Genomic DNA, 22,450 nt, shown 5'->3' with positions numbered 1-22,450 from the left:
TCTCTCCCGAATGTGAAAATGACTTGGCCGCGGGGCGCCTATAGTTGCTTCTGGCGTCTACGAGCCGCTGATCTGATGGCGGCGGTCCTGCGGTCCACACTGGAAGAAGGAGGCGGCTTCATCGACAAGGCCTCAGCCGATCCCAGCTTTTGGTTGATCAGGCGGGCTTGTGCGTCAAGGCTGTTTTCTTCGAACAGTTCGGTGACTTGAAGCTTCAAGCCGAAGGCATCGTTCAACGCACGGGTCAGCTTGACGATGAGCAGCGAGGATCCTCCCTGGGCAAAAAAACTCTGGGTCGGATGTATCGAGGCAATCAACAGGATGTCAGACCATATCTGCGTCAGGCGCTGCTTGACCGACAATGACTGATCGTTCGCAGGCCCGCGCCTGGATTGGGCGCCAGGTGCAAATCGCTCAAGGGCGGCGACATCCAACTTGCCGTTGAACGTCAGCGGCAAACGCTCCAGGAAAATGAAATGAGCGGGAATCATGTAGGCAGGCACGTGGGCTCGGAGCGATGCCTTGAGCTGCTCGATGACCTCCTGCCGCATGGCGGCATCCCCGATTTCCCGGACAGGAGGAACTTCAATCTGCATCCCGCCCGACGCAGGACGCGGCTCAAACGTAGGATCCAGGCTGTCACGAGGCCCCACGAAGATATCCATTGTTCCGGCGGGAAGGCTATCGCTCCAGCGGACCTTGGCCTGGCGCTGACGGCTTGCGGCCCATTGACGAATGTATTCGGGGTCGCAGGCCTCGCTCGGGTGGATCGCGGAACCGCCTTCGGCAAGCTGAAGGTCCAGGCTGAGCCTGGCGTTTGGAACGCCCGAAAGCACGAACGCCGAAGGGAGCGATGCCAGCCACTGATCCAGGTCTTGTCCGTGTGGATGCTCATGCCGATACGAATAGCGTGCAGCCGGCTCCAGAATCGCCCGGTCATCCCTGTCGAGCCGGAGGATGACGTCGTAACGGTAGCGGGTCATTTCATCCTTGCCCTGCCCCGTGCGCAATTCAGTCTCTACGTGGACGACTCGCTCCAGTGCGTAGGCCAGTTGCTTGATCTGCAGAGGATCCAGCCACAACTCCCCTTCTCCGACCACGGGAAGTGCACGCTGCAATTTTTCCCGTGTGCGGCTCGCGGCGGCGGACAAGAGCTGTTTCAGGGACGCGTAAGGCACATCACCGATGACAATCACGCCACCTTCGCGACACAGGTCGACAGCTTTCTCAAGGACACCGGCAAGGTAGGCCGTGTCCGGGAAGTACTGGATGACTGAATTCAGCAGAACAACGTCGAAAGGTGCCTCATCCAGCGTGTCCAGCTCATGGGCCGCCCTCTTCATCACCGCACGGGATGCATGGGGACCGGCGACCTGTTCCAGCCGCAGGCGCGCACGCTCGACCGCCGCCTCGCAGGCATCGCAACCGACGTAACGATGGAGGCCGTTTTCCAGCAGTACCACCCCCGTCATACCAATGCCACAGCCGATATCCAGTACCGAGTGGCCTGCGAACTCCAAGACCCGCGAAGCTGTCGCCTGCACCCATTCGCGCAAATCGCTGTCCGGGATCAACTCGCCTGAGAAACTTGAGGTGTAACCACTTTCGGCGCTGGCGACCTCGCTTTTCCCGGCCGACAGATAAGCGGCTTCCCACACATCGAGCCATACACCGGCCTGCTCATCGCGTTGGCTGGACGCCTGTTCATCCAGTACCACATAGGCTGCCAACCTGTGGTCATCAGGCGCATGTTCCACCAGCGTGACGACCGATTGACTGACCAGACCGGACTTGTGAAGGGCCGACTCGATTTCGCCGGGCTCGATACGATAGCCATTGAGTTTGAGTTGCCGGTCTTTGCGCCCGATGAAAACCAGCGAGTTATCAGGCCGTTGTCGAACCCGATCGCCGGTGTGGTAGATCACTGAAGCATCGCCTGTTTCAGCTACCTGAAACTTCTCCGCCGTCAGATCGTCCCGATTGAAATAACCCGCGCTGACCCCTGGCCCAGCGATCAGCAGTTCGGACTCCAGGGGGTCTTGCGACGCAGACAATCGAAAACGGGTACCGGGTAGAGGCTGGCCTATGGGGACGCTGGTCGCTGAACCGGTGAAGTCGCTGGCTTGCAGGCGATGGCAGAAAGACCAGATCGTTGTTTCTGTCGGTCCGTAGAGGTTCCAGGCCGCCCTCGCCGAGCGGAAGATTTTTTCGCCCAATTCAACGGGCAGCGTTTCACCGCCACACAGCGCTCCGACGGCACAGGTACGGGGCCACCCTGCCGCTATCAGCAGTCGCCAGGTAGCCGGGGTGGCTTGAAGCAGAGCCTTTTCGCAGTGGTCGAGCAAATCCGCGATCGCCTGGCCGTCCCGGCTCTGTTGCTCACTGGCCAGGTACAGCGTGCCACCTTGGGCAAGCGGCAGGAAAAACTCCAGGATGGAAATGTCGAAGCCATAGGTCGTGGTGGAAACGAGCGCTCCCCATGCCGGAAAATCGATCACCTCATTGATTGCGGATAAGAAATAGGCGAGGTTTTGTCGGCGAACCATCACCCCTTTGGGGAGCCCCGTTGAACCCGAAGTGAACAATATGTAGGCCAGCGAGAGATCATCGACAAGGGGTTCGAGCAGCAATGTCGAATCACACCAGTTCACCGCCTCGATATCCAGGCATGTGCCGATGGACCACTGTGAAAGATCAATCAACTGAGGTTTGATCACGGCGTCGAGATGGGCGAGCCTGGAGATCAGTTCATTACGCTGCGGTGGTGAATCCGGAGGGAGTGGAATAAAGATCGCGCCTATTGACAGAACCGCAGTCAAGGCGACGATCAGATCGGGCTCCCTGGGCAAGTGGATCCCGACCTTGCTTCCCACGCCAAGCCCCTTACTCAAGAGGTGCCTGGCGAGTGCCTTTCTTCGACCTGAAAGTTCGGCATAGGTGACTGGCTGACCTTGAAACACTATTGCAGTTCTTTCAGGATACTGATCTGCCCATTCATCGATTCTAGTGACAAGATCCAATGCAATGGGTGGAGCGTCGACCGGGCTTGTTTTCGGCTGCATCATTCCAAGAACTCCTTCTACCGTTATCGGCATACAGAATTAAGATGGGCATGCATGCAGTGCCGAATAACCCGCAGGGGCATTCGGCACAACAATATCAGTCACCCCTTCCTGAGGAGTGCCATAGTTAAAGGACGATCACTTATAACTAAGCAAGAACACCCCAACAAGAACGGTGCCTATTCCGACCTTTTGCCCCAGGGTGGTTATTTCCCTGTAAATAGCAATGGCCAATAACACTGTCACACCGGAGTACACCGAACTGATAGGCGTAACAAGCGAGAGTTCACCCACTTTGGAGGCAAAGATATAAAACACCCAACCCGCATTAACCAATACAGAATGCGCAAGAAAGTACCCTCCACGACGCCGGGTCAGATCACCTTGATTCAGCCGACCGTTTCTGCTCAACGCCAGTGCGGTGAAAAGAACAGCCTGGGTCAATGCGGAATAAAAGAAGGCGTTGGTGACGTCGAGCGCCTTTGCGGAAAAGCCCAGGATGAAAAAGGCCACGCCAAAACCCACCATGGCCAGGATGGCTTGAAGAAAGCCTTGCGAGCCACCGCGCAACGATTGGAAGATGTTGCCGGAGGTCATGACAATACCGATGAAAATAATCGATACAGCGACCCAGGCAACCGGCGCCAGGCTTTCCCGAAGGAAAATAATGGAAAAGAAGATAGTGACGAGACTGTAAGTAGAGGCGATCGGCGAGACCAGGGATAGATTGCCGACTTCACAGCCACGCATGTAGAAGTAATACCCGGCCACATACGCGGCAGAACTGCCGGTAATGATCAACACAGCGTTTGTATCGAACCTGAGCTGATGGGAAGTGATCAGATACACCCCAAGGAGGAGTGCCACAGCAAAGGTGAACAAGTTGCGAACCAACATTGTTTTCGCGGTGCCTAATTGGCGAATCATAAGACTTTGAATAAAGTCCGAGATACCCCAACACAACATCACCATCAGCCCGCCAAACACTCCGCTATCCATGCAAAACAACTCCGTTATCCCAGACCGGCTATCTTGGCCGAGTCTTGCGCATCCCATCAGGCAACGCTGTGGAAGCGTATATTCGGATAACGGATTGTCAAATTTATCTGCTAGTTCAATTTGCGATTAGCTTATGCCTTTATTGCAACGGTAAAAGCGCCACGCCCCTGATTCCGTCAAACGCGGGCCCTCGACCTCTTTCGTTTCCGCCGCCACCCGACCACGCCCAAACCATGGGCAGCCCTGTCTGGCAAGCCTTCTGTCGTCCATCAGCGAACAAACTCAACGGACCACTTGCGCTTACAGTATTATGGTATACCATCATACGCATCAACTTCTCCCAACCTCCCATGGAGCAGCTCATGAGTTTCGAAATTCGCAAGATCGTCAGCTACGTCGAAGAAACCTTCATCGAGGGTGGCAAGGCCACTGATAAGCCGGTGACCATGGTCGGGCTGGCGGTCGTCATGAAAAACCCTTGGCTGGGCCGTGGCTTCGTTGAAGACCTGAAGCCGGAAATCCGTGCCAACTGTTCCGATCTTGGTGCGCTGATGGTCGAGCGCCTGGTGGGCACCATCGGCGGCGCAGAGAAGATCGAAGCCTATGGCAAGGCCGCTGTCGTCGGCGCCGACGGTGAAATCGAGCACGCCTCGGCCGTGATCCATACCCTGCGTTTCGGCAACCACTACCGCGAAGCGGTCAAGGCCAAGAGCTACCTGAGCTTCACCAACAAGCGCGGCGGCCCTGGTACCTCGATCCAGATCCCGATGATGCACAAGGACGACGAAGGCCTGCGGTCGCACTACATCACCCTGGAAATGCAGATCGAAGATGCACCGCGGGCCGACGAAATCGTCGTGGTACTGGGTTGCGCCGATGGCGGCCGCTTGCATCCACGCATCGGCAACCGCTACATCGATCTGGAAGAACTGGCCGCCGAGAAGGCGCAATAAACCAGCCCGGCCCTTACAACAAAAAAAGGCAAGCAGGAGCGCTCCATGATTCGGCTCACCGCTGAACTCACCCCGGCCGGCACCAGTTACCTGGCGACCGGCCAAGGCCAGCCCGTAGTCTTGATCCACGGTGTGGGCCTGAACAAAGAAATGTGGGGCGGTCAGGTCGTCGGCCTGGCCACGAAGTATCGCGTGATTGCCTACGACATGCTCGGCCATGGCGCCAGCCCACGCCCCGCCAACGGCACCGGTCTGCTCGGTTACGCCGACCAGTTGCTGGAACTGCTCGACCACCTGCAACTGCCTCAGGCCACGGTGATCGGTTTCTCCATGGGCGGCCTGGTGGCACGTGCTTTCGCCCTGCATTATCCGCAACGCCTGCAAAGCCTGGTGGTGCTTAACAGCGTGTTCAACCGCAGCCCCGAGCAACGCGCCGGAGTCATCGCCCGTACCGCCCAGGCAGCCGAGCATGGCCCGGACGCCAACGCCGAAGCCGCGCTGTCACGCTGGTTCAGCCGCGAGTACCAGGCGGCCAACCCGGCACAGATCGCGGCACTGCGCCAGACCCTGGCGAAGAACGATCCCCAGGGTTACCTGACCACCTATGAACTGTTCGCCACCCAGGACATGTACCGCGCCGACGACCTGGGCAGCATCCAGGCGCCCACGCTGATCGCCACCGGCGAGCTGGACCCGGGCTCGACCCCGGAGATGGCCGAACAACTGGCCGCGTGTATTCCCGGTGCCGCCGTTGCCGTGCTCGCCGAACAACGGCATATGATGCCGGTGGAGTCGCCGCGACTGGTCAACCAAATGCTGCTGGAGTTCCTCGACAAGGCGTACTCCCAACAACATCCAATTAAGGGGATCGTTGCATGACACTCGCACGTTTCCAGATGTGCATCGGCGGTGAATGGGTCGATGCCCTGTCCGGCAAGACCTTCCAAAGCCTGAACCCGGCCCTGGCCCAGGCCTGGGCCGAACTGCCCGATGCCGACGAAGCCGATGTCGAACGCGCCGTCCAGGCGGCGCAAACGGCATTCGACAGCCCTGCCTGGCGTGGCCTGACCGCCACCGCCCGTGGCAAATTGCTGCGCCGTCTCGGTGACCTGATCGCCGAAAACAAGGAGCAACTGGCCCAGCTGGAAAGCCGCGACAATGGCAAGCTGATCCGTGAAACCCGGGGCCAGGTCGGCTATCTGCCGGAGTTTTTCCACTACACCGCAGGCCTGGCCGACAAACTCGAAGGCGGCACCCTGCCCCTCGACAAGCCGGATATGTTCGCCTACACCGTGCACGAAGCCATGGGCGTGGTGGCGGCGATCATTCCCTGGAACAGCCCGCTGTATCTGACCGCGATCAAGCTCGCTCCGGCACTGGCGGCCGGCAACACCGTCGTGATCAAGCCGTCCGAACACGCGTCGGCGACCATCCTGGAGCTGGCTCGCCTGGCCCTGGAAGCCGGATTTCCAGCAGGTGTGGTCAACGTCGTGACCGGTTATGGCCCGAGTACCGGCGCCGCCCTCACTTGTCATCCGCTGATTCGCAAGATCGCCTTCACCGGTGGCGCCGCCACGGCTCGCCATGTGGTGCGCAGCAGCGCGGAGAACTTCGCCAAGCTGTCCCTGGAGCTGGGGGGCAAGTCGCCCAACATCATTTTCGCCGACGCCGACCTCGACAGCGCCATCAATGGTGCGATTGCCGGGATCTACGCGGCGTCGGGCCAGAGCTGCGTGTCCGGCTCGCGACTGTTGGTACAGGACGCGATCTACGATGAGTTCGTCTCGCGCCTGGAAGAACGCGCCAAGCGCATCCGCATCGGCAACCCGCAGGACGACAGCAGCGAAATGGGCCCGATGGCCACCGCTCAGCAATTGGCCGTGGTCGAAGGTCTGGTCGCCGACGCCATCGCCGAGGGTGCGCGGCTGCGCCTCGGAGGCAAGCGTCCACAAAACCTGGGTGAAGGCTGGTTCTATGAGCCAACCCTGTTCGAATGCGACCGCAATTCGATGAAGATCATGCAGGAAGAAGTCTTCGGCCCGGTAGCGTCGGTGATTCGCTTCAAGGACGAAGCCGAAGCGCTGGCCATCGCCAACGACTCGCAGTTCGGCCTCGCCGCCGGCATCTGGACCCGCGACCTCGGCCGCGCCCATCGCCTGGCCCGGGACGTGCGTTCAGGCATCATCTGGGTCAATACCTACCGTGCCGTCTCGGCCATGGCGCCTATCGGCGGCTTCAGGAACAGCGGCTACGGACGTGAAAGCGGTATCGATTCGGTGCTGGCCTACACCGAACTGAAAACGGTGTGGATCAACCTCTCTCAGGCTCCCATGCCTGACCCCTTCGTGATGCGCTAGGAGACGGCCGCCATGATCGAACCCGGCATTTACAAAGAAGTCATGGGCTCGTTCCCCTCCGGCGTCACAGTGGTCACCACCCTGGACCCGGACGGGAACATTGTCGGCATCACCGCCAGCGCGTTCAGCGCGTTGTCGATCGACCCGGCGCTGGTGCTGTTCTGCCCCAATTACGCCTCCGACACCTACCCGATCCTGCGGGACAGCAAGCAGTTCGCGATTCACCTGCTGTCCGCCGACCAGACCGCCGAGGCCTACGCCTTCGCCGGTAAAGGCAAGGACAAGGCCAACGGCATCGACTGGCACCTGAGCGCCCTCGGCAACCCGATCCTGGCCAAGGCCACGGCAATCATCGAGTGCGAACTGTGGCGCGAATACGACGGCGGCGACCACGCGATCATCGTCGGCGCGGTGAAGCACCTGATCCTGCCTGAGCAGCCGGTTACGCCGATGATCTACCACAAGGGCAAACTGGGCGCCCTGCCCGCGCTGGGCTGAACGGCGCAAGGAGAACCTGAGCCGGACACTGTTGTGGCGAGGGGATTTATCCCCGCTGGGGCGCGAAGCGGCCCCAAAAGCTGTCAACTCAATCAACCTGACACACCGAGGTGGCAGGTCTTAGGGCTGCTCCGCAGCCCAGCGGGGATAAATCCCCTCGCCGCAGGGGCCAGAAGTGACTTTTCTATCTTTATTTCAGGAGCCGGCATGAGTCCAGCAGCCTCGCAACTGTACGGCTTCGAGGCGGGCGTCAGCCAGGGTCCGCTGGTCAACGAACGGGCCGTCGCCAAGGTCGAGGACCATGTCCAGGACGCCCTCGCCCACGGTGCCCGGGTGCTCTGCGGCGGCGAACGCCATGCCTTGGGTCACGGCTTCTTCCAGCCGACGGTACTGGCCGGCGTCACGACGCAGATGAAAGTCGCCCGGGAAGAAACCTTCGGGCCGCTGGCAGCGGTCTTTCGCTTCGGCAGCGAGGCACAGGCCGTGGAGATGGCCAACGACACCGATTCCGGGCTCGCCGCCTATTGCTACACCCGCGACCTGGGCGGGGCCTGGCGCATGAGCGAGGCGCTGGAATACACCCTGATGGACGGGCTCTGAGCCCCGCGGGAGACACGGAAAATGAGCAACGACAAATACGCGAAAGGCTTGAAGATCCGCACCCAGGTGCTGGGCGAAGCCTATGTGAAACGCTCCATCGAAAACGCCGACGACTTCACCCGGCCATTGCAGGAAATGGTCACCGAATACTGCTGGGGTCACGTCTGGGGCCGCGAGGGTTTGTCGCTCAAGGAACGCAGCATGATAAACTTGGCCATGATTTCGGCCCTCAATCGGCCTCATGAGCTCAAACTGCATGTACGCGGTGCCTTGCGCAATGGCCTGAGTCGTGAACAAATACGCGAAATCCTGCTTCAGGTCGGTATCTATTGCGGTGTACCCGCAGCCGTCGACAGTTTCCGGCTCGCCCGTGAAGCCTTCGCTGAAGCCGATGCCGAGGCCTCTAGTTAACCTTGGCTGGTTTTGCAAAGAGCACGTGACGATGATCGACGTGCTCTTTTTGCATGGACAGCCACCTAAAGAGCAACGCCCATGAAACGCCTGCCACTCGACGACAGCTTCAAGGTCAATCGCAACCCCGTTACCCTGCGCGAGATTGTGCTGGATAAGCTGCGAAGCGCCATCATGAACTTCCAGCTCCTGCCGGGAGATCGTCTGGTCGAGCGCGATCTGTGCGATCGCCTGGGCGTGAGCCGCACGTCGGTGCGCGAAGCCTTGCGTCACCTGGAGTCCGAAGGCCTGGTGGAATTCGCCGATGCCAAGGGCCCACGGGTCGCGATCATTACCCTGGACGATGCCGGTGACATCTATGAGCTGCGTTGCGTGCTGGAAGGGCTGATCGTCCAGTTGTTCACCCTGCGCGCCAGCGCCAAGGACATCAAGGCCCTCGAAAAGGCCCTGAAGGAAAACCGCGAGGCCCTCAAGGACGGCGAACTGCAACAGGTGCTGGATTCGGTACAGGGTTTCTACGATGTGCTGCTCGAAGGCTCCGGCAACCATGTGGCCGCCACCCAGTTACGCCAATTGCAGGCGCGCATCAGCTACCTGCGAGCCACATCGGTGTCCCAGGAAAACCGCCGCGGCGCCAGCAACCAGGAAATGGAACGCATCGTCGAGGCCATCAAGAGCGGCGATCCGCTGGCCGCCCACCAGGCTTCGGTGGACCACGTACGGGCCGCGGCCAAGGTTGCGCTGGAATACCTCAAGCGCAAGCAGGAAGAGACCGGCGATATTCCTGAAATCACGGTCCCCATCGCCCTGAAAGAACCTCGTATAGGACACTGACATGTTCAGCCCGAGCTTTTGTCCAAAGTGTGGCGGCAGCGACCTGAGTCAACGCCTGCCGGCGGGCGATACCCATGAGCGGCTGATGTGTGGCGGCTGCGGCTACATCCACTATGTCAACCCGAAGATCATTGCCGGCTGCATCATCGAGCAGGACGGCAAATACCTGTTGTGCCAGCGCGCCATCCCCCCACGCCCGGGCACCTGGACCCTGCCTGCCGGCTTCATGGAAGGCAACGAGACCACCGAGCAGGCGGCGTTGCGGGAAGTCTGGGAGGAAACCGGCGTGCGCGCGGACATCGTCTCGCCCTACTCGATCTTCAGCGTGCCGAAGATCAGCGAGGTGTACATCATCTTCCGCGCCGTCGCGCTGGAAATCACCGGCCAGTTCGGCCCGGAAACCCTTGCCTGCCAGTTCTTCGCACCGCAAGACATTCCCTGGGACAGCATCTACTACCCGGCCATCCGCCAGATCCTCGAACGTTATATCGAGGAGCGCCAGGCCGGGGTCTACGGCATCTACATCGGCAACGACGACAGCGGCAAGATCCACTTCATCCGTTGACCCCTTTTGTGGGAGCGGGCTCGCTCGCGAAAGCGCAGTGTCTGTCATGTAGATGTTGTATGTGCCGCCGTCTTCGCGGGCAAGCCCGCTCCCACAGGGTTGGATGCCGTACACAAACCCTGCCCACACCACAAAGTGAAGCCGACACCGGCGCCTACAAGGGCGCCACCCCCTCGACGATGACCACCTCGGCCCGGGCCACATCCTTGCGGTGGCGCTTGGCCTCCTGGTACTGCTCCGAGTGATAACAGGCCAGCGCCTGCTCGTAGGAATCGAATTCGATGACCACGCTGCGCTGCGGCGTGGCCCTGCCCTCCATTGCCTCGCTACGCCCGCCCCGGGCCAGCATCCGTCCTCCGTACAAGGCAAACGCCGCCGGAGCCCGTTGGGTGTATTGGCTATATTGATCAGGGTCGGTGACATCCACATGGGCAATCCAGTACGCCTTCATAGTGACCTCTCGGGTTGATTTGTATTATGGTATACCACAAGCGGTTTCCTTCATGCATCCCATCCTGACAAAGAGATCCCCACATGGCCTTTAACAGTATTCAAGAAATCATCGAAGACTACCGCCAGGGCAAGATGGTGTTGCTGGTGGACGATGAAGACCGGGAAAACGAAGGTGATCTGCTGCTGGCCGCCGATTGCTGCAACGCCCAGGCCATCAGCTTCATGGCCCGGGAAGCCCGCGGGCTGATCTGCCTGACCTTGACCGACGAACACTGCCAGCGCCTGGGGCTCGAACAGATGGTGCCGAGCAATGGCAGCGTGTTCAGCACAGCGTTCACCGTGTCCATCGAGGCCGCCACCGGCGTGACCACCGGCATTTCCGCCGCCGACCGGGCGCGCACCGTGGCCGCGGCGGTCGCCGCCGATGCCGGCCCCACCGATATCGTCCAGCCGGGGCATATCTTCCCGCTACGCGCCCGGGAAGGGGGTGTCCTGACCCGGGCCGGGCATACCGAAGCCGGCTGCGACCTGGCGCGCCTGGCCGGTTTCACGCCGGCATCGGTGATCGTCGAAGTCATGAACGACGACGGCACCATGGCCCGCCGCCCGGACCTGGAAGTATTCGCCCGCAAGCACGGGATCAAGATCGGCACCATCGCCGACCTGATCCACTATCGCTTGAGCACCGAACACACCGTGGTACGCATCGGCGAACGGGAACTGCCCACCGTGCACGGCACCTTCCGGCTGTTCACCTTTGAAGACCGCATCGAGGGTGGCGTGCACATGGCGATGGTCATGGGCAACATCCGCCGGGAAGAACCCACCCTGGTACGAGTCCATGCCATCGACCCGCTACGGGACCTGGTGGGCGCCGAATACAATGGCCCGTCCAACTGGACACTCTGGGCGGCCTTGCAACGGGTCGCCGAAGAGGGCTGCGGCGTGGTGGTCGTCCTGGCCAACCACGAATCCTCACAAGCGCTGCTCGAACGCGTGCCACAACTCACCCAGCCACCACGCCAGTTCAGCCGTTCCCGGTCACGCATCTATTCAGAAGTCGGTACCGGGGCGCAGATTCTCCAGGACCTGGGCGTCGGCAAGCTGCGCCACCTGGGACCGCCGCTCAAGTATGCCGGTTTGACCGGATACGACCTGGAGGTGGTGGAGAGCATTCCGTTTACCGGATAACTCCGAGATCCCACAGGGCCGGAGGCCGCCTGGAAAAAAATCATAAGAGAAAAATCTGCCTTGGACAGATAGCCGGTACGGCAAAATGCTTGCAGAAAGTTTGGAATACCATAATATGATATTCCATAGACCGAACGCGTCAGCCAAGTGCGCCCGGCAGGGAAAGCATAGCCATCCAGCCCTTGGCCCGGTCCTGCAAAGCCAGATGGACCTATAGCTCCCGATAAGCGGGCACACACAAGCCCGCTCAATAAACACAACAATGAGGGCGTGAAAATGGTGTTGAAGAAAAGTGCGGTTGCCGTTCTTTTTGCTGGCTTGCTGGGTGTTACCAGCCAAGCGGCGATGGCTGCCGAAAGTGTCAACTTCGTCAGCTGGGGTGGTACGACCCAGGATGCACAGAAGCAGGCCTGGGCCGACCCGTTCAGCAAGAGCACCGGCATCACCGTGGTCCAGGATGGCCCCACTGACTACGGCAAGCTCAAGGCCATGGTCGAAAGTGGCAACGTGCAGTGGGACGTGGTTGACGTCGAGGCTGACTTTGCCTTGCGCGCCGCTGCCGAAGGCCTGCTCGAACCACTGGACTTCTCGGTCATCCAGCGCGACAAGATCGATCCACGCTTCGTTTCCGATCACGGCGTAGGCTCCTTCTACTTCTCCTTCGTCCTCGGCTACAACGAAGGCAAGCTCGGCGCCGGCAAGCCCCAGGACTGGTCCGCGTTGTTCGACACCAAGACCTACCCCGGCAAACGCGCCCTGTACAAATGGCCGAGCCCCGGCGTGCTTGAACTGGCCCTGCTGGCCGACGGCGTCCCTCAGGACAAGCTCTATCCCCTGGACCTGGATCGCGCCTTCAAGAAACTCGACACCATCAAGAAAGACATCGTCTGGTGGGGCGGCGGCGCCCAGTCCCAGCAACTGCTCGCGTCCGGTGAAGCCAGCCTCGGCCAGTTCTGGAACGGTCGCATCTACGCACTGCAACAGGACGGCGCGCCGGTGGGCGTGAGCTGGAAACAGAACCTGGTCATGGCCGACATCCTGGTGGTACCGAAGGGCTCGAAGAACAAGGCCGCCGCCATGAAGTTCCTGGCCAACTCCAGCAGCGCCAAGGGCCAGGCCGACTTCTCCAACCTGACCGCTTATGCCCCGGTCAACGTCGATAGCGTCGCACGCCTGGATTCGGTGCTCGCCCCCAACCTGCCGACCGCCTATGCCAAGGATCAGATCACGCTTGATTTCGCGTACTGGGCCAAGAACGGTCAGGACATCGCGACACGGTGGAACGAATGGCTGGTCAAATGAAAATGTCGGCAACGACAACCCGACACACCGGGAGCGCCGCTGGCGCTGCTGGTGTGGCAACCGCTAAGGCAGCGACGACCCCATCGCTGTCCCAGCGCTGGCGCGGGGCCGGCAACCTGGCTCCCGCCCTGCTGTTCCTTGGCCTGTTCTTCCTGGCGCCGTTGATCGGCCTGCTCCTGCGTGGCGTGCTGGAACCGGTTCCCGGGTTGGGTAACTACGAGCAACTGTTCGCCAACTCGGCTTATACCCGAGTGCTGCTCAATACCTTTTCGGTGGCCGGCCTGGTGACGCTGTTCAGCCTGCTGCTGGGTTTCCCCCTGGCCTGGGCCATCACCCTGGTGCCGCGGGGCTGGGGTCGCTGGATCCTCAACATCGTGTTGCTGTCGATGTGGACCAGCCTGCTGGCCCGGACCTACTCCTGGCTGGTGCTGTTGCAGGCTTCCGGGGTGATCAACAAGACGCTGATGGCCCTGGGGATCATCGACCAGCCGCTGGAGATGGTGCACAACCTCACCGGCGTGGTGATCGGCATGAGCTACATCATGATCCCGTTCATCGTCCTGCCGTTGCAGGCGACCATGCAGGCCATCGACCCGATGATCCTGCAGGCCGGCTCCATCTGCGGTGCCAGCCCCTGGACCAACTTCTTCCGGGTGTTCCTGCCGCTGTGCCGGCCGGGGCTGTTTTCCGGTGGCCTGATGGTGTTCGTGATGTCCCTGGGTTACTACGTCACTCCGGCACTGCTCGGCGGTGCGCAGAACATGATGCTGCCCGAGTTCATCATCCAGCAGGTGCAGTCGTTCCTCAATTGGGGCCTGGCGAGCGCCGGTGCCGCATTGCTGATCGTCATCACGCTGGTGCTGTTCTACTTCTACCTGAAGCTTCAGCCGGAATCCCCGGTTGGCGCCAGTAACGCGAGGTAAATGGTCATGCTCCTGACTCCCAATGCCATGAGCCGGCGCATGCGCTTCGGTCTGTACTTCACGACCGGGTTGATCGGGCTGTTCCTGCTGCTGCCAATCGTATTCATCGTGCTGCTGTCGTTCGGCTCGTCCCAGTGGCTGGTCTTCCCCCCACCGGGCTGGACGTTCAAATGGTACGGCCAGTTCTTTTCCAACCCCGATTGGATGAGCGCCGCGCTGGCCAGTCTCAAGGTCGCGGTACTGACCACGATCTGCGCCGTGGCCCTGGGCCTGCCCACCGCGTTTGCCCTGGTGCGCGGCCGGTTTCCGGGACGGGAAATGCTCTATGGCCTGTTCACCCTGCCAATGATCGTGCCGCTGGTGATCATCGCCGTGGCGGTGTATGCGCTGTTCCTCAAGCTGGGCTACACCGGCACGATGTTCGCGTTCGTGGTCAGTCACGTCATTGTCGCGTTGCCGTTCACCATCATCTCAATCATCAACTCGTTGAAACTGTTCGACCAGTCCATCGAAGACGCCGCCGTGATCTGCGGCGCGTCACGCCTGCAAGCAGTGTTCAAGGTCACCTTCCCGGCCATCCGCCCGGGGATGATCGCCGGCGCCTTGTTCGCGTTTCTGGTGTCGTGGGACGAGGTGGTGCTGAGCGTGATGATGGCCAGCCCGACCCTGCAAACCCTGCCTGTAAAGATGTGGACCACCCTGCGCCAGGACCTGACGCCTGTGATCGCCGTCGCTTCGACGCTGCTGATCGGCCTCTCGGTATTGGTGATGGTGATCGCCGCCGCCCTGCGCCGGCGCAATGAAATCAGCGCCTGAGCGCCTAGGAGAACACAATGAGTGCCGTCAAAGACCCCGCACAACAGAACAACAAGACCCTGGTCAGCCTGCGCAACCTGAACAAGCACTACGGCGACTTTGCCGCCGTCGACGATATCGCCCTGGAGATCCGGGACGGTGAGTTTCTGACTTTCCTCGGCTCCAGCGGCTCGGGCAAGAGCACCACGCTGTCGATGCTGGCCGGCTTTGAAACCCCCAGCAGCGGCGAGATCCTGGTGGACGGCAAATCCCTGGTCAACGTCCCGCCGCACAAGCGCGACATTGGCATGGTGTTCCAGCGCTACTCGCTGTTCCCGCACCTGTCGGTACGCGACAACATTGCCTTCCCCCTGGCGATCCGCAAACTGGCGCCGGCCGAGCGCGACCGTCGAGTCGATGCCATGCTCAAGCTGGTACAACTGGAGCAGTTCGCCCATCGCCGCCCTTCGCAACTCTCCGGCGGCCAGCAACAACGCGTAGCGATTGCCCGGGCGCTGGTCTACGAACCACGCATCCTGCTGATGGACGAACCCCTCGGTGCTCTGGATAAAAAGCTCCGCGAAGACCTGCAGGATGAACTGCGCCAACTGCATCGACGCCTGGGCATCACCATCGTCTACGTGACCCACGACCAGGAAGAAGCCATGCGCCTGTCCCAGCGCATCGCGATTTTCAGCCACGGCAAGATCGTCGGCCTGGGCACCGGCTACGACCTTTACCAGAACCCGCCGAATGCCTTTGTCGCGTCGTTCCTCGGCAACTCGAACTTCCTCAAGCTCAAGGCCCAGGGCAACGCGGTGGCGACTTTCGAAGGTCAGTCGCTGTCGATCCGCCTGACCGCCGGGCTGCAAACCGACCAGGACGTGCTGCTGATGGTCCGCCCGGAAAAAGCCCTGGCCCTGAGCACCGAACAGGCTGCTCAAGAGTCCCTGGCGGCGGGCTGGAATGAAGTTTCGGCCAAGGTCGTCGAAGTGCTGTTCCTCGGCGAAAGCCAGACCTGCAGCGTGGTGACCTCCGGCGGCACCGCCATGACCGTCAAGGCCCTCTCCGCCGCCGGCATGCCGCTCAAGGCCGGCGATCCGGTGCGTGTGCGCTGGGCCACCGCCGATGCCTGTGTCTACACCCAATGGGCCGAAAGCGACCTGAACAAAGCCGCCGGTGCTCATTGATGACACGGCGTCGTTACCGTATGCGTGCGAGGACTACTAAATGATTGATGCCAACGTTTACAAACAAGTCATGGGTTCGTTCCCGTCCGGCGTGACGGTCATCACCACCCTTAATGACGACGGCCAGATCGTCGGCCTCACCGCCAGCGCCTTCAGCTCGTTGTCGATGGACCCGGCCCTGGTGCTGTTCTGCCCCAACTACAGTTCCGATTCCTACCCGGTCCTGATCAGGAACAAGCGCTTCGCCATCCATCTGCTCTCCGGTGGGCAACAGAACGAAGCCTATGCCTTCGCCCGCAAAGGCAAGGACAAGGCCCACGGCATCGAATGGACCCTGAGTGAGCTGGGCAACCCCTTGCTGGGCAATGCCACCGCCATCATCGAATGCGAACTGTGGCGAGAATACGAAGGCGGCGACCACGCCATCATGGTCGGCGCCGTGAAGAACCTGATCGTGCCGCAACACACCCAAGGCCCACTGGTTTATTGCCATGGAAAGATGGGCGCCCTGCCCGCCCTCGCCTGAACCGATCGTCAATCATCAAGAGATAGCGCCATGAAATTTTCATTGTTCGTACACATGGAGCGCTGGGACGAAAGCGTCAGCCATCGCCAGCTGTTCGAAGACCTGACCGAGCTGACCCTGATGGCCGAGGCCGGTGGTTTCAGCACGGTCTGGATCGGTGAACACCACGCCATGGAATACACCATCTCGCCAAGCCCGATGCCGCTGCTGGCCTACCTGGCGGCCAAGACCACCACCATTCACCTGGGCGCCGGCACTATCATCGCGCCGTTCTGGCACCCGCTGCGGGCGGCTGGTGAATGCGCATTGCTGGACGTGATCAGCAACGGTCGCATGGAAGTCGGCCTGGCGCGTGGCGCTTACCAAGTCGAATTCGACCGCATGGCCGGTGGCATGCCAGCGGCGTCCGGCGGCCAGGCGCTGCGTGAAATGGTTCCGGCGGTACGGGCATTGTGGCAAGGCGACTATGCCCACGACGGCGACATCTGGAAATTCCCGACCTCCACCAGCGTGCCCAAGCCGATCCAGAAACCGAACCCACCGATGTGGATCGCTGCCCGCGACCCGGACTCGCACAACTTCGCAGTCGCCAACGGCTGTAACGTCATGGTGACGCCGTTGATGAAGGGCGACGAAGAAGTCCTCGACCTGAAGAACAAGTTCCAGAATGCACTGGACAACAACCCCGACGTACCACGCCCGCAATTGATGGTGCTGCGTCACACCCACGTGCACTCGGCGGATAACCCCGAAGGCTGGAAAGTCGGGGCCAAGGCGATCGCGAAGTTCTACCGCACCTTCGATGCCTGGTTCGGCAACAAGGAAACCCCGGTCAACGGTTTCCTGGCGCCAAGCCCGGAAGAAAAGTTCGCCGGTCGCCCGGAGTTCGAACTGGAAAGCCTGCACAAGACCGCCATGATCGGTACCCCGGAAGAAATCATCCCGCGCATCAAGTACTACCAGGAACTGGGCGTCGACGAGTTCAGCTTCTGGTGCGACAACAGCCTGCCTCACTCGGAGAAGAAGAAATCCCTTGAGCTGTTCATCAAACATGTGGTGCCGGCGTTTCGCTGAGCGCGCAGTACGGTTGGACCGCTATCGCGAGCAGGCTCGCTCCCACAGGGGGACCGTGGTGAACACAGGTTAAATGCACGCCTGTAACTCATGTGGGAGCGAGCCTGCTCGCGAAGGCGTCCTGAAGCAAAAGACGAAGCAAAAAAATGCCCGGACTCAACGGTCCGGGCATTTTTGCTTTCAAGAATCAGAACGTCACGCTGGCACTCAGGCGCGCAGTACGTGGTTCCCCGACGGCGACTTGCAACTGGCTGCCGGTGGAGGACGGGTAGTACTGCTTGTCGAACAGGTTATCGACGTTCAGTTGCAGCGACGTCTTGTACCCCAGCACCGGCGACTCCCAACGCAGGAAGGCGTCGGCCACGGTATAGCTGCTCAGCCAGAAATCGTTGGCGTTGTTGGCCGCGCGCTCGCCGACGTAGCGTGCGCCGGCACCGGCATGCCAGGCGCCGAATTCGGCCGGAACGTTGAGGTGGTGCGACAGGTACAGGCTGGCGGTGTGCTTAGGCGCGTCCGACAGGCGATGGCCTTCGTTCTTCGGATCATCCAGTATTTCCGTATGGGTGTAGGCGTAGGTGCCGATCAGGTCCCAGCGTTCGGCCAGACGTCCGGTGACGTCGAGCTCCAGGCCTTGGGAGCCGACTTTGCCGGCGGCTTCTGCAATGGTTTTCCCACCCACTACGGCATTGGTTACCACATTCTTTTTTTCGATATCGAACAAGGCGAGATTGATATTCAGCCCAGGCAGAGGATCATATTTGGCACCGATTTCATAACTGCGCCCTTCCTCCGGCTTGAAAGTGCTGAGGTTGTCATCGACGGTATCGTTGGGCTTGAACGAACGGCTGTAATTCCCGTACAGGGACAAAGTTTCATCCGCTTTGTAGACCAGCCCCAGAAACGGAACAAAGGCATCGCCGTTATCGTCGCGAACAGGCACTCGCTTGATCATGCCCGTCTCACTGAACTGGTCGTAATGCTGATAGCGTCCTCCAAACACCAGAATCCAACGATCGTCCAGGTGCCAGTTGTCTTTAAGGTAAACGGAGCTGGAAGTCAGTTTGTTACTCAAGTTGCTTTGCGCAGCATTTATCTTGCCTGGCTCTGCCAGACCACCATAAACCGGCGCGGTGATATCAAACCCTCCTTGTGCAGTGCCACGGTAGGTCTTGCCACGGTATTGATCGGACACCTGATTATCGACACCGATCAGCAGATCATGACGCTGACCGAACAGCTCCTGCTTACCCATGAAATCCCAACTGGCGTAACGCGTTTCATCGTCGTAGTGCGCACCATTGGCGGCACGCTGAAACTTACCGGCATTTGACAGGCTCGGCTGCGCAATCGAAAGACTGTACCGATCATTGTTCCAGCCATAAGTCACCCGAGTCTTCCACGCCTCGCTCAACTCATACTCGAAACGCGCCGTCGCCGTCTCACGAATCCCGACGCTCTTGGCCCAGCGCTCATCGAGGCGCTTGTCATAATCGATATCCGCCGGATGCCCGTCGGTAAACACCGTCCCCCGGTCGAACGGGTTGGAATATTCGTTGTACTCATAACTCAGGCTCAACGAGGCCCGCTCACCCGTCCAAGCCAGGGACGGCGCAACCAGCGTGCTCTCATTCACGCCATAGTTGCGCCAGTAATCTTCATGACCACGCTCGGCAATCAGCCGATACGCCAGCCCGGTATCCCCTAGCGGCCCGGTGGTGTCCACGCCCAGGGTGCCGCCGCCTTCGCTGTAGGCCGAGCCGCTCAGCGTGGTGCTCTGGGTGTATTCGGGCTTTTTGCTGATGACGTTGATCAGACCACCAGGCTCCAGCGCGCCATACAACATCGAGGCCGGACCCTTGAGCACTTCGACCCGCTCGGTGGTGGCGCTGAAGTTGTGTCCCAGGTTCGAACGCACGCCGTCGCGCAGGATCGAGCCATCGTCGTTGGTGCCAAAACCACGCTTGATCAGCGAGTCCCGCGAGCCCCCCAGGGTATTGCCCTGGCTGACGCCGCTGACGAACTTCATCGCATCGCCAAGTGAGCGCACCTGATAATCGTCCAGTGTCTGCTGGGTCACCACATTGATTGATTGCGCCTCTTCCTTGATCGGTACATCGTTTTTGCTTGCCGTGCTGGCTTGCGATGCCGTGTAGCCCTCATCTTGAGTGACGCGACTGCCCTGGATGTCCGTGGTGGGCAGTTCGATTACATCCTGGGCCCACAACGGGCTGGCGATGAAGCAGCAGGACAAGGTCGGCAATACACACTTGATGAAGACGTTGCGATTCGCAGGAGGGGTGAAACGATTCAAGACACGCACTCACAGGGGATGTTAATGCGAGCGAATATACTTTGAGAATGATTCCCAGTAAACACTTGTGGGAGCGGGCTTGCCCGCGAATGCGCTGGGTCAGTCAACATCTGCATCGACTGATGGGACGCCTTCGCGAGCAAGCCCGCTCCCACAAGGCTCTATCGACTCGTGCAAAGTGATATCAAATAGCTCCAATCCGGCTAAAGCTTTCACCCCTGCGGTCGACTGTTAGCCATCAAGTAGATATTTTTCTGCCCAGGAGCTATGGCATGCAGACGTTGAAGGCTTTGTACGAGTCCATCGAAATGCACTTTTTCGATACGCTCACCAAGAAACTCTCAAGCCTTTTCCTGCTGGTCGCCGTCAGCGGCTTGCTGTACTGGGTGGCCCTCAGCGCCCGTACCGACATTGTGGCGCAGTTGCACAACGCGCAGCTCGACGCCGCCCTGCTGGGGCAGATCGAGGGCCGCCTCGACAGCCTGACCCAGGCCCTGTTGTTCGGTGCGCTCTTGACGCTGTGCATGATCAGCTTCATGGTCTGGTACTTTCGCCACCTCATCGTGCGCCCCGTCACCGCCATGACCCGTGCACTGGAGGAGATCGCCAACGGCGAAGGCGACCTGTCCAGGGACCTGCCGTTGGTGACCCATGACGAAATCCGCGTGTTGGCCGGCACCTGCAACCGTTTCCTGGCCAAGCAACGGGAAATCATCAGCAACGTCCAGGCACTCACCGTGCACATCGCCGTGGAGTCGGCGCGCTCGCTCAAGAACATCAGCGACTCCAGCGACAGCGCCACCCACCAGGCGCGCTTCGCCAAGGAAGTCATGGAGCAGAGCAACTCCGCCGTGGAGCGCATCGAAGAGGTCTCACGCCAGACCCAGGGCATCTCCAGCACCACCGCGCAGAACCTGAGCATGGCCCGGGATTCCTATGCCGAGCTGCTGGAAGTGACCGGCAACATCGGCGAGATCGCCGGCAGCCTCAATGAGTTCGCGACGCTGGTGAGCGCCTTGAATCAGCGTTCATCGAGCATCAAGTCCATCGTTGGCTTGATCCAGCAGATCTCTGCCCAGACCAACCTGTTGGCCCTCAACGCCGCCATCGAAGCCGCCCGTGCCGGCGAGAGCGGCCGGGGCTTCGCCGTGGTGGCCGATGAGGTGCGGACCCTGGCGCAGAATGTCAGCCGGGCCACGGACGATATCTCGCGCAACATCGACGCCATGCTCGAGGAAGTCGGCTCCACCCACGAGCAGACCACCCAGATCAGCCACAGCGCCCGGGAAACCCAAAAAGTCGTGGAGCGTGCTTCCGGCCATTTCGAGAGCATGATCGTCGACTTCGAATCTACCAACGGCAAGCTGGCCGACATCGCCGGGCACATCCAGCAGTTCGCCGATGCCAACACCGGCATCAACGAACGGGTCACCCAGATCCATGCCGACAGCCAGTCGATCGACCAGCGCATGCAGCATTCGGCAACCGCTACCCGTGATCTGTCCGGTGTCGCTGAAAAGGTGCAGGCGCTGCTGGGCCGGTTCGTGCTCGGCCACGGCAAGCTGGATGCGGCCATCACCCGTGCCAGTCAGTGCCGCGACACCCTCCAGGTACGCCTGGAGGCATTGCACCGCGAGGGACTCAACCTGTTCGACCAGAATTACCAGTTGGTTCCGGGCACCGATCCCAAGCAGTACATGACCGGCTACACCGAACGCTTTGCCCAGGTCTGCCAGGAAGCCTGCGACGCCCTCACCCGCAGCACACCGGGCGGCAAGGTCTCGTTCATCGTCGACACCAAGGGCTACTGCCCGGTGAACAACAGCTGGGTGTCGAAACCACCCACCGGCGACCGCGCCGTTGACCTGCCGGTATGCCGCAACAAACGGATCTTCAACGACCCCATCGGCCTGCGCGCGGCGGGCAACGTCCAGCGCTTCCTGCTCCAGACCTACCTGCGCGATACCGGGGAAATCATGACCGAGATCGACGTACCGTTCTTCTTCGACGGCCGCCACTGGGGCAACCTGCGGGTGGGGTTCGACGCGGCGGTGTTGCTGGCGGAGTGAGCCTGCTCCGGGCGGCGATCCGACGATAGCGGTGGGTCAGCCGACATCTTCATCACTGACCCGACGCCTTCGCGGGCAAGCCCGCTCCCACAGGGAATCGGTGGTAGACACAAAACCTGAGGCTGCCCAAAAACAACTGTGGGAGCAAAGCTTGCTCCCACAGGGGTGTTACAAGGCCTTCAGCAGCACTTCGGCCCACCCTTGCCACCGTAACGGGCCTCCTGGCGTTCGCGGAAGAACGTCTCGTAGTCCATCAGCGGTTTGTCCGGGTGCTTGGTTTGCATGTGCTCGACGTAGTTGTCGTAGTCGGGCATGCCGACCATCAGGCGGGCGGCCT

The 22,450-nt window shown here is 60.6% G+C and carries 20 protein-coding genes and 1 pseudogene; 16 read left to right on the top strand and 5 right to left on the bottom strand.

Annotation, left to right across the window (positions count from 1 at the left end; genetic code table 11):
• Nucleotides 1-38: 38 nt before the first annotated feature.
• Both FBX99_RS02510 and FBX99_RS02505 read right to left on the bottom strand, forming a co-directional pair.
• Nucleotides 39-3,065 carry an AMP-binding protein gene (locus FBX99_RS02510; protein ID WP_178111857.1) on the bottom strand — a complete coding sequence of 1,009 codons (3,027 nt, stop codon included), beginning with the start codon at nucleotides 3,063-3,065 and terminating at the stop codon, nucleotides 39-41.
• Nucleotides 3,066-3,200: 135 nt separating this feature from the next.
• A complete protein-coding gene (locus FBX99_RS02505) occupies nucleotides 3,201-4,061 on the bottom strand; it encodes a DMT family transporter (protein WP_178111858.1) in 861 nt (286 codons plus the stop codon).
• Between the two features lie 362 nt (nucleotides 4,062-4,423).
• Between FBX99_RS02505 and FBX99_RS02500 the strand changes: the two genes are divergently transcribed.
• From FBX99_RS02500 to FBX99_RS02465, 8 genes and pseudogenes are all read left to right on the top strand, one after another.
• The gene (locus FBX99_RS02500; protein WP_144921553.1) at nucleotides 4,424-5,014 is read left to right on the top strand and encodes an amino acid synthesis family protein; all 591 of its coding nucleotides are present in this window, start codon (nucleotides 4,424-4,426) and stop codon (nucleotides 5,012-5,014) included.
• A 45-nt stretch (nucleotides 5,015-5,059) separates the two neighbouring features.
• A complete protein-coding gene (locus FBX99_RS02495; protein ID WP_144921550.1) occupies nucleotides 5,060-5,893 on the top strand; it encodes an alpha/beta fold hydrolase in 834 nt (277 codons plus the stop codon).
• Nucleotides 5,890-7,371: an aldehyde dehydrogenase gene (locus tag FBX99_RS02490; RefSeq protein ID WP_144921547.1), complete on the top strand. Its 1,482-nt coding sequence runs from the start codon at nucleotides 5,890-5,892 to the stop codon at nucleotides 7,369-7,371. The genes FBX99_RS02495 and FBX99_RS02490 overlap by 4 nt, the downstream gene beginning before the upstream one ends.
• 12 nt (nucleotides 7,372-7,383) lie before the next feature.
• The gene (locus FBX99_RS02485) at nucleotides 7,384-7,869 is read left to right on the top strand and encodes a flavin reductase family protein (RefSeq protein WP_144921543.1); all 486 of its coding nucleotides are present in this window, start codon (nucleotides 7,384-7,386) and stop codon (nucleotides 7,867-7,869) included.
• Nucleotides 7,870-8,103: 234 nt separating this feature from the next.
• Nucleotides 8,104-8,457, top strand: a pseudogene (locus FBX99_RS02480) (aldehyde dehydrogenase family protein); the annotation flags it as partial.
• Nucleotides 8,458-8,490: 33 nt separating this feature from the next.
• A complete protein-coding gene (locus FBX99_RS02475; RefSeq protein ID WP_145130516.1) occupies nucleotides 8,491-8,880 on the top strand; it encodes a carboxymuconolactone decarboxylase family protein in 390 nt (129 codons plus the stop codon).
• Nucleotides 8,881-8,961: 81 nt separating this feature from the next.
• Nucleotides 8,962-9,714 (top strand): GntR family transcriptional regulator, encoded by a 753-nt coding sequence (locus FBX99_RS02470; protein WP_047698815.1) that lies wholly within the window; start codon nucleotides 8,962-8,964, stop codon nucleotides 9,712-9,714.
• Between the two features lies 1 nt (nucleotide 9,715).
• The gene (locus tag FBX99_RS02465) at nucleotides 9,716-10,279 is read left to right on the top strand and encodes an NUDIX hydrolase (protein ID WP_144921538.1); all 564 of its coding nucleotides are present in this window, start codon (nucleotides 9,716-9,718) and stop codon (nucleotides 10,277-10,279) included.
• A gap of 154 nt (nucleotides 10,280-10,433) precedes the next feature.
• Here the strand turns inward: FBX99_RS02465 and FBX99_RS02460 are convergent, their stop codons facing one another.
• Nucleotides 10,434-10,730, bottom strand: a complete 297-nt coding sequence (locus FBX99_RS02460) for a DUF1330 domain-containing protein (RefSeq protein ID WP_144921534.1) — start codon at nucleotides 10,728-10,730, stop codon at nucleotides 10,434-10,436.
• An 83-nt stretch (nucleotides 10,731-10,813) separates the two neighbouring features.
• Between FBX99_RS02460 and ribBA the strand changes: the two genes are divergently transcribed.
• The 7 genes from ribBA to FBX99_RS02425 all read left to right on the top strand — a co-directional run bounded on the left by ribBA (nucleotide 10,814) and on the right by FBX99_RS02425 (nucleotide 17,733).
• A complete protein-coding gene (gene ribBA / locus FBX99_RS02455; protein ID WP_144921531.1) occupies nucleotides 10,814-11,923 on the top strand; it encodes a bifunctional 3,4-dihydroxy-2-butanone-4-phosphate synthase/GTP cyclohydrolase II in 1,110 nt (369 codons plus the stop codon).
• 276 nt (nucleotides 11,924-12,199) lie between these two features.
• On the top strand, nucleotides 12,200-13,225 hold the full coding sequence (locus FBX99_RS02450; protein WP_144921528.1) for an ABC transporter substrate-binding protein: 1,026 nt from the start codon (nucleotides 12,200-12,202) through the stop codon (nucleotides 13,223-13,225).
• Nucleotides 13,222-14,148: an ABC transporter permease gene (locus tag FBX99_RS02445; protein WP_144921525.1), complete on the top strand. Its 927-nt coding sequence runs from the start codon at nucleotides 13,222-13,224 to the stop codon at nucleotides 14,146-14,148. Before FBX99_RS02450 ends, FBX99_RS02445 begins: the two co-directional genes overlap by 4 nt.
• A 6-nt stretch (nucleotides 14,149-14,154) precedes the next feature.
• Nucleotides 14,155-14,964 carry an ABC transporter permease gene (locus FBX99_RS02440; RefSeq protein WP_041022978.1) on the top strand — a complete coding sequence of 270 codons (810 nt, stop codon included), beginning with the start codon at nucleotides 14,155-14,157 and terminating at the stop codon, nucleotides 14,962-14,964.
• A gap of 17 nt (nucleotides 14,965-14,981) precedes the next feature.
• On the top strand, nucleotides 14,982-16,133 hold the full coding sequence (locus FBX99_RS02435; protein ID WP_144921522.1) for an ABC transporter ATP-binding protein: 1,152 nt from the start codon (nucleotides 14,982-14,984) through the stop codon (nucleotides 16,131-16,133).
• A 40-nt stretch (nucleotides 16,134-16,173) separates the two neighbouring features.
• The gene (locus FBX99_RS02430; protein ID WP_144921519.1) at nucleotides 16,174-16,659 is read left to right on the top strand and encodes a flavin reductase family protein; all 486 of its coding nucleotides are present in this window, start codon (nucleotides 16,174-16,176) and stop codon (nucleotides 16,657-16,659) included.
• Between the two features lie 30 nt (nucleotides 16,660-16,689).
• A complete protein-coding gene (locus tag FBX99_RS02425) occupies nucleotides 16,690-17,733 on the top strand; it encodes an LLM class flavin-dependent oxidoreductase (RefSeq protein WP_144921516.1) in 1,044 nt (347 codons plus the stop codon).
• Nucleotides 17,734-17,920: 187 nt separating this feature from the next.
• Here the strand turns inward: FBX99_RS02425 and FBX99_RS02420 are convergent, their stop codons facing one another.
• The gene (locus FBX99_RS02420) at nucleotides 17,921-20,044 is read right to left on the bottom strand and encodes a TonB-dependent siderophore receptor (RefSeq protein WP_144921513.1); all 2,124 of its coding nucleotides are present in this window, start codon (nucleotides 20,042-20,044) and stop codon (nucleotides 17,921-17,923) included.
• Nucleotides 20,045-20,316: 272 nt separating this feature from the next.
• Between FBX99_RS02420 and FBX99_RS02410 the strand changes: the two genes are divergently transcribed.
• Entirely contained in the window at nucleotides 20,317-22,113 is a 1,797-nt protein-coding gene (locus tag FBX99_RS02410) for a methyl-accepting chemotaxis protein (protein WP_144921510.1), read from the top strand.
• A gap of 179 nt (nucleotides 22,114-22,292) precedes the next feature.
• On the opposite strand, the gene FBX99_RS02405 is transcribed toward FBX99_RS02410, so the two are convergent.
• On the bottom strand, nucleotides 22,293-22,450 hold a 158-nt coding region (locus FBX99_RS02405; RefSeq protein ID WP_145130514.1), incomplete at its 5' end, for a YbdD/YjiX family protein.

It is taken from the genome of Pseudomonas sp. SJZ074, from assembly GCF_007828215.1.
Classification (GTDB): domain Bacteria; phylum Pseudomonadota; class Gammaproteobacteria; order Pseudomonadales; family Pseudomonadaceae; genus Aquipseudomonas.
Note: the sequence above shows the minus strand (reverse complement) of the source record. Positions and strands in the feature narration are given on the sequence as shown.

Bases quoted from the DNA above. Each gene is read 5' to 3' on its own strand.
- FBX99_RS02425 (WP_144921516.1), top strand. From the start codon at position 16,690: ATGAAATTTTCATTGTTCGTACACATGGAGCGCTGGGACGAAAGCGTC.
- FBX99_RS02410 (WP_144921510.1), top strand. From the start codon at position 20,317: ATGCAGACGTTGAAGGCTTTGTACGAGTCCATCGAAATGCACTTTTTC.
- FBX99_RS02440 (WP_041022978.1), top strand. From the start codon at position 14,155: ATGCTCCTGACTCCCAATGCCATGAGCCGGCGCATGCGCTTCGGTCTG.
- FBX99_RS02485 (WP_144921543.1), top strand. From the start codon at position 7,384: ATGATCGAACCCGGCATTTACAAAGAAGTCATGGGCTCGTTCCCCTCC.
- FBX99_RS02475 (WP_145130516.1), top strand. From the start codon at position 8,491: ATGAGCAACGACAAATACGCGAAAGGCTTGAAGATCCGCACCCAGGTG.
- FBX99_RS02435 (WP_144921522.1), top strand. From the start codon at position 14,982: ATGAGTGCCGTCAAAGACCCCGCACAACAGAACAACAAGACCCTGGTC.
- FBX99_RS02470 (WP_047698815.1), top strand. From the start codon at position 8,962: ATGAAACGCCTGCCACTCGACGACAGCTTCAAGGTCAATCGCAACCCC.
- FBX99_RS02505 (WP_178111858.1), bottom strand. From the start codon at position 4,061: ATGGATAGCGGAGTGTTTGGCGGGCTGATGGTGATGTTGTGTTGGGGT.
- FBX99_RS02460 (WP_144921534.1), bottom strand. From the start codon at position 10,730: ATGAAGGCGTACTGGATTGCCCATGTGGATGTCACCGACCCTGATCAA.
- FBX99_RS02490 (WP_144921547.1), top strand. From the start codon at position 5,890: ATGACACTCGCACGTTTCCAGATGTGCATCGGCGGTGAATGGGTCGAT.
- FBX99_RS02450 (WP_144921528.1), top strand. From the start codon at position 12,200: ATGGTGTTGAAGAAAAGTGCGGTTGCCGTTCTTTTTGCTGGCTTGCTG.
- FBX99_RS02445 (WP_144921525.1), top strand. From the start codon at position 13,222: ATGAAAATGTCGGCAACGACAACCCGACACACCGGGAGCGCCGCTGGC.
- FBX99_RS02510 (WP_178111857.1), bottom strand. From the start codon at position 3,065: ATGATGCAGCCGAAAACAAGCCCGGTCGACGCTCCACCCATTGCATTG.
- FBX99_RS02430 (WP_144921519.1), top strand. From the start codon at position 16,174: ATGATTGATGCCAACGTTTACAAACAAGTCATGGGTTCGTTCCCGTCC.
- ribBA (WP_144921531.1), top strand. From the start codon at position 10,814: ATGGCCTTTAACAGTATTCAAGAAATCATCGAAGACTACCGCCAGGGC.
- FBX99_RS02465 (WP_144921538.1), top strand. From the start codon at position 9,716: ATGTTCAGCCCGAGCTTTTGTCCAAAGTGTGGCGGCAGCGACCTGAGT.
- FBX99_RS02495 (WP_144921550.1), top strand. From the start codon at position 5,060: ATGATTCGGCTCACCGCTGAACTCACCCCGGCCGGCACCAGTTACCTG.
- FBX99_RS02500 (WP_144921553.1), top strand. From the start codon at position 4,424: ATGAGTTTCGAAATTCGCAAGATCGTCAGCTACGTCGAAGAAACCTTC.